Annotated in this window: 8 protein-coding genes; 2 read left to right on the forward strand and 6 right to left on the reverse strand. The window is 29.6% G+C overall.

Annotation, left to right across the window (positions count from 1 at the left end):
* Position 1: 1 nt before the first annotated feature.
* Genes fsa through ACQRC6_RS07250 form a run of 6 tightly spaced genes read right to left on the reverse strand, consistent with a single transcriptional unit; the run spans position 2 to position 4984 of the window.
* Positions 2-655, reverse strand: coding sequence for a fructose-6-phosphate aldolase (gene fsa / locus ACQRC6_RS07225; protein WP_427848364.1), 654 nt, complete (start codon positions 653-655; stop codon positions 2-4).
* Between the two features lie 4 nt (positions 656-659).
* On the reverse strand, positions 660-1136 hold the full coding sequence (gene ispF, locus ACQRC6_RS07230) for a 2-C-methyl-D-erythritol 2,4-cyclodiphosphate synthase (protein WP_427848365.1): 477 nt from the start codon (positions 1134-1136) through the stop codon (positions 660-662).
* Complete coding sequence (gene ispD / locus ACQRC6_RS07235; RefSeq protein ID WP_427848366.1) at positions 1133-1834, reverse strand: 2-C-methyl-D-erythritol 4-phosphate cytidylyltransferase; 702 nt, start codon at positions 1832-1834, stop codon at positions 1133-1135. Before ispD ends, ispF begins: the two co-directional genes overlap by 4 nt.
* Before the next feature lie 4 nt (positions 1835-1838).
* Positions 1839-3281, reverse strand: a complete 1443-nt coding sequence (locus ACQRC6_RS07240; RefSeq protein WP_427848367.1) for a peptidoglycan D,D-transpeptidase FtsI family protein — start codon at positions 3279-3281, stop codon at positions 1839-1841.
* Positions 3274-4539 carry an FtsW/RodA/SpoVE family cell cycle protein gene (locus ACQRC6_RS07245; RefSeq protein WP_427848368.1) on the reverse strand — a complete coding sequence of 422 codons (1266 nt, stop codon included), beginning with the start codon at positions 4537-4539 and terminating at the stop codon, positions 3274-3276. Before ACQRC6_RS07245 ends, ACQRC6_RS07240 begins: the two co-directional genes overlap by 8 nt.
* 4 nt (positions 4540-4543) lie before the next feature.
* Positions 4544-4984, reverse strand: a complete 441-nt coding sequence (locus ACQRC6_RS07250) for an FHA domain-containing protein (protein WP_427848369.1) — start codon at positions 4982-4984, stop codon at positions 4544-4546.
* Between the two features lie 124 nt (positions 4985-5108).
* On the opposite strand from ACQRC6_RS07250, the gene ACQRC6_RS07255 reads away from it, so the two are divergent.
* The gene (locus ACQRC6_RS07255; RefSeq protein ID WP_427848370.1) at positions 5109-5726 is read left to right on the forward strand and encodes a RecX family transcriptional regulator; all 618 of its coding nucleotides are present in this window, start codon (positions 5109-5111) and stop codon (positions 5724-5726) included.
* Positions 5719-6006 (forward strand): GIY-YIG nuclease family protein (locus ACQRC6_RS07260; protein WP_427848371.1); only part of this gene is annotated, 288 nt, incomplete at its 3' end. The genes ACQRC6_RS07255 and ACQRC6_RS07260, both read left to right, overlap by 8 nt.

Here is a 6006-nt window from a genome sequence, read left to right on the forward strand (position 1 = left end):
CTTATTTCTCCTTTGTCTTTACATTTTTAAAATCTTCTAAAAATCTTTTTAAACCACTATCTGTTAATTCATGCTTAATCATTTCTTTAAATATTTTATAAGGAATAGTTGCTATATCTGCACCAGTTTTCGCAACATCTTTTACATGATTTATATGTCTTATGCTCGCTGCAATAATTTGAGTATTATATCCATATTGTTTAAATATATATGCTATATCCTCAACAAGATTAATTCCCGATTCACCAATATCATCAAGTCTTCCCATGAAAGGACTCACATAGGTAGCACCAGCATTTGCTGCTAATAAAGCTTGAGAAACTGAAAATACCAAAGTTACATTGGTCCTTATGCCCTCTTTATTAAGTATACTTACAGCCTTTAATCCCTCTTCAATCATTGGAATTTTTATTACAATATTCTTAGAAATTTTTGCAAGAGCTCTTGCTTCTTTAAGCATTCCATTCAAATCTGTAGAAATAACTTCCGCAGAAATGTCTCCATCAACAATTTCAGATATTTCTTTGATCACATCTTCAAAAACTCCGCCACTTTTTGAGATAAGTGTTGGGTTAGTTGTTACTCCTGATAGAACACCCCAAGAATTAATTTCCTTAATTTCTTCAATATTTGCCGTATCAATAAAAAACTTCATCTAATTAATCATCCCTTTCAAGTAAACATACTGATTCTGAGGAAATTCCCTCTTCCCTTCCAATAAAGCCAAGTTTTTCAGTTGTCGTTGCCTTTATAGAAATATTTTCTATATCCGTATTTAAAATATCTGCAATTACCTTTCTCATTTTGTCAATATAGGGTGCTAATTTTGGCTTTTCGCAAGCGACGACAACATCAATGTTTCCAATTTTATAGTTTTTAGATTTCATAATTTCAAAAACTCTTTTTAAAAGAATTTTTGAATCAATGTCTTTGTAATTATTGTCATTATCAGGAAAATGGTAGCCAATATCTCGAAGAGCAAGGGCACCTAAAATTGAATCCATAATCGCATGAATAAGTACATCTGCATCAGAATGGCCTAAAAGTCCCTTTTCATAAGGAATTTCAATTCCGCCAATAAATAATTTTCTATCTTCTACTAATTTATGAACATCATAACCAATTCCTATTCTCATGTATTCACCTTCTTTACTAGGATGTTTGCAATGGACAAGTCTTCCCTTGTAGTGATTTTTATATTGTCATATGAGTTATAAATTAATTTCACTTTAATTCCCGTCTTCTCAACTAAGGAGCAATCGTCTGTACCATAATATCCTTCAGAATAAGCTTGATCGTAAGCTTTCATAAGAATATCTTTTTTAAAAACTTGAGGCGTTTGAACCTGCCACAGTCTATCTCTATTTGGAGTATAATCTACAAGTTTTCCATCCGTAGAAACTTTTATAGTGTCTTTAACTGGATTTGCCAAGACAGCTGCTCCAGTATCCAATACATTCTCAATTGCTTCGTCAATTTTATCTACTGATACAAAGGGTCTTGCTCCATCATGGGTAAGGATAATATCAGTTTTTTCTGGCATTTTTAAAAGTCCATTATAAATTGAATCCTGTCTCTCTTTGCCACCGTAGACTATTTTGTAATTTATATTAATTTTATGTTTTTCAATGATATCATATACATATCGCATATCACTTTTTTTTACTATCAAAATTAAAAAGTCAATGTACTTTGATTTTTCAATCTTCTTAATAGTATGAGCAAGTATTGGCTTGTCATCAATGGAAAGAAATTGTTTATTTATTCCCATATTCATTCTCTTTCCCATTCCCGCTGCAGCAACAAAGGCCGTTACAAAATTATTATTAAACATGACATCACTCTTCTTCAAGTTGTAAATTGTTTACAGCATATTTTAAAAGTTCACCTGCAATAGGGGCAGCTGCCTCTGACCCATAATCTTTTACGTTTGGAATTACAACTGCAATTGCAACTTTTGGATCATCTGCAGGAGCAAATCCTATAAACCAGGCATTATTAGTTCCTTCTTTTAAATCAAGTTGAGCAGTACCAGTCTTTCCTGCAACTTTCAAGCCATGAACATAAGCTTCTGTTCCAGTACCATTGTTAACAACATTGACCATGTATTTAGTAATTTGATTTGCATTTTCTTTAGAGGTTACTTCGCTTAAAATAGTTGGAGAATTTCTCAATATATTCTTTCCATCTGAGGAATCAATTCTTTTTACAATATGAGGTTGCATCATTACACCATCATTAGCAATGGTAGACGCCACCATACACATTTCAAGAGGCGTAACTAAAACTGTGTCGTGTCCAATACCTGCAGCTCCAAGTGCAGTTCTATCAAATCCACTCCTCTTGTAATCCCATGTTGAAGTTTCTAGAGGTAGTTCAAAATCAACTTTTTTATTTAACATGTATTTCTCAGAAACTTGTGCCATTTCATCTATTCCCATATCAACAGATTTTCTTACGAAATAAGTATTTAATGAATTTGTAAATGCTTTTTTAAGGTCAACTCTTCCATAAGTTTTGTTACCTGCATTTCTAAATTCACGACCATTATCAATTTTCTCCACTCCCTCATCTGTATAATTTTGTGAAATTCCAGATTCTAGTATGGCAGTAGTTGTAATTATCTTATAAATTGAACCAGGTGCAAATTTTCCTTTTGTGGAACTATTAAAAAGGGCACCATTATTTTCCTCATTAATTTTTTGCATATCCTTGGCTATATTTTGCGAATTAAAGTCTGGAAGTGAAATCATGGAAAGAACTTCTCCAGTTTTGGGATTCATCATTACTACTGAACCCTTTTCAGTTTTTCCTGATAAAACTGATCTAGTTTTTTCTTGGAGATTAGTATCGGTTGTTAATGTAACATCATCTCCACTATATAGATCATAATTTTTATTTATTATTGATTTGAAGGTTTTTAAAATCTTTGAGCCCTCTTTACCAACGAGATAGCTATTTAATTCTTTTTCAAGACCGTATTTGTCTACTATTTTGTCAGAATAACCAATTATGTGAGAATAAATAACAGGTTGATTGTAAATTCTATGATAATTATATTTTTCTCCATTTGAATAAGCAAGAACTTCGTGATTTCTGTCGTAAAAAGTTCCACGTTTAACAGAATTTTCTCTCAACTCACTTCTTCTGTTTGCAGGATGATTAATAATGTCTCCTGCTTTAAAGACTGTGAAATAAGTGAGATAAATTATTGGAGCAACTAATAGCATCATTAAAAAAACAAGTAAAACCAAAATTCTCTTATTGTCTTTACTATTCATTGTCAATTCCCCTATCATATTTGTAAGATAAATCTTCACTAGTAACTTGAAGTATTCCAAGTGCAACAAAACTTGAAATCATAGAACTTCCGCCATAAGAAATGAAAGGAAGTGTAAGTCCTGTCATTGGTATTAATTTTATAACACCACCAATATTAAGAAAAGCTTGTACTGTAAATAAAATTGCAATAGCGAGAGCAAGAATCCTGTAAAACAAATATTCTTGATTTAGTGCAATCTTTATGGCTCGATAAACTAAAAGCATATAGAGCATAATAATTCCAATGCCTACTAATATGCCCATTTCTTCACAAATTGATGAAAATATAACATCTGAGTAAGAAAAGGCAATTTGTTTTGGATAACCAAGCCCAATTCCTTGACCGAAAAATCCACCTTCGCTTATTCCAAAAAGTGACTGAACAATTTGTCTAGCGCTATTTACTACTTTATCAGCTGTCCATGGGTTTAGCCAAATATCAACTCTATTTCTGACGTGAGAAAATAAAAAATATCCAGCTACTGAGCCAAACAACATAAGTCCAATATTTACTATAATTGATTTTCTGTCTTCATCATAGATGTATTGAAGAAGAGTATATATGCTAATAAATATAGCAGCTGTCCCAAGGTCTCTTTGAATAAATAAAAATCCAACAAAAATATATATTACTGCCATTAAGTAATACGAAGTATGTTTGTAATTTAATTTTTTAAGTCTTGTTTGGAAAGTTGTATAAAAAGAAGCTATTAAAAATATTACTAAGATTTTAGTAAATTCTGAAAGCTGAATTGTTATCCCTTCTGAAATTTCTATCCAGTTTTTTGCACCATACTTATCTGGTGCAAGAATAATTGTAAGAAGAAAAAATAAAACTGAAAGCCCTAAGTAAAGACCTGTCATATATTCAAGCCTTCTCATAGCCCTAATTACAAAATATGTTAAATAAAAAACTAATATACCTGCCAATACCCAAATAAGTTGTCTTAATCCAAGTTTTGGAGATAACCTATATATAGTTATAATTCCAAGACTCAAAAGCATTGAGACTATTAAAAATATATAATTGTCTCCTGAAGATACTTTTCCCAAAACTAAATTTGAAATGTATACAATTAAAATCAAACCTAAAAATAAAATAACTATATATTTATCAACATTGTTATTGTTAAAAGAAAACAACAATAAAATACTTAGAATTTCAAAAATCAAAAGGAGATTTCTAGGCTTTCGCTGTTTTAAAATATTATCTAACACAATTTCACCTTTTATCTACAAAAATAAATTGAATAAAACCAACACCAATTTTGTCATTATTTTGAAGTTCAATTAACTCATTGGGTTCAATTTTCGTACCATTTAAAAAAGTTCCATTGGCAGAACCAAGGTCTTCAATATAATATGCTTGATTTTTGTCAAGAATTTTTAAATGATTTTTACTTACAAATTTATCCTTTATAACCACATCGTTCCTTGAACTTCTGCCAAGAGTTATATCGCCATCTATTACATAATACTCCTGCATTTTAAAGTTCAATGAATCAAGTCTATTTACCACTTTTAAATAAGCATCATCAAGGGACTCTCCTCTACTTGTCATGCTTTTCACATCGAGATACATCAGTCTTAAAATACTAAAAATAAAAAGATAAATTAAGATTATAAAAACATATCTCAGCACTTGTGAGATTAATTCAAACATATTACACCTCTTCGTCTTAAACTCTCTATAATTATATACTCTTTACTTTTATTTTTCCACAGTTTGTTAAATTAGATGAATTTTGAATTTTCTTTTTTTATGTTAAAATTATCTTGGTGATAAAATGATTATATCAAATATAAGTTTTGAAAATAAAAAATTTCATATTCTTTTTGATAATGGCAAAGAAATAAATATTTCAGAAGAAACTCTAATTGAATTTGGTCTCTACAAAGGTCAAGAAGTAGAAGATGAAATTATCGAAAAATTAAAATTTGAAGATGAAAAATCAAATGCCCTTCTTATAGCCTATAAATTTTTACAAAGAAATAAGACTGAAAAACAGCTAATAGACCATTTGTATAAAAATAAAGTAAGTAAAAATATAATAGATATAATTATCCCCATCTTAAATGAAAAAAAGTATTTAAATGACGAGGATTATGCAAGGAGATACTTATATGATGCCATGAATATAAAAAAGTATGGCAAGATAAAAATTATTTACATGTTAAGGTCTAAGGGAATTGACAATAGGATTATTGAAAAAATTATGAAAGACTATGATTATGAATTGGAATATTTAAATGCCGAAAAACTTATAAGCAAAAAATTAGATGCTAATGAAAAAGATTTAAAAAAAATAAATTCTGCAAAAAAGTATTTGCAAAGTCGTGGATTTGAATTTGAGATTGTAAATTTCACAGTTGACGAATATCTTAGTGGAGAATCTTATGTCTAGTTACGTTTATATTTTAAAGTGTGGCGACGGGAGTTTATATACTGGATACACTAATAACTTAGAAAAAAGATTAAAGGCACACAATGATGGAATTGCATCAAAATATACCGCATCACATCTTCCTGTTGAAATGGTTTTTAGTGAAGAATGTATCGATAAATCCGACGCTTTAAAAAAAGAACATTTTATAAAAACTCTTACTCGTAAAAATAAATTAAAATTAATTCAAAACAAATTATCCCTTCAAAACTTGTACGATAATTATTTACTTAAAAATAAA

Origin of the sequence: Peptoniphilus sp. SGI.035 (assembly GCF_050315115.1) — a bacterium.
In the GTDB taxonomy this organism is placed as follows: Bacteria; Bacillota; Clostridia; order Tissierellales; family Peptoniphilaceae; genus Peptoniphilus_A.

Excerpts from the sequence above, each read along its gene's own strand:
- ispF (WP_427848365.1), bottom strand. The coding sequence starts at position 1,136 with ATGAGAATAGGAATTGGTTATGATGTTCATAAATTAGTAGAAGATAGA.
- ACQRC6_RS07240 (WP_427848367.1), bottom strand. The coding sequence starts at position 3,281 with ATGAATAGTAAAGACAATAAGAGAATTTTGGTTTTACTTGTTTTTTTA.
- ispD (WP_427848366.1), bottom strand. The coding sequence starts at position 1,834 with ATGTTTAATAATAATTTTGTAACGGCCTTTGTTGCTGCAGCGGGAATG.
- fsa (WP_427848364.1), bottom strand. The coding sequence starts at position 655 with ATGAAGTTTTTTATTGATACGGCAAATATTGAAGAAATTAAGGAAATT.
- ACQRC6_RS07250 (WP_427848369.1), bottom strand. The coding sequence starts at position 4,984 with ATGTTTGAATTAATCTCACAAGTGCTGAGATATGTTTTTATAATCTTA.
- ACQRC6_RS07255 (WP_427848370.1), top strand. The coding sequence starts at position 5,109 with ATGATTATATCAAATATAAGTTTTGAAAATAAAAAATTTCATATTCTT.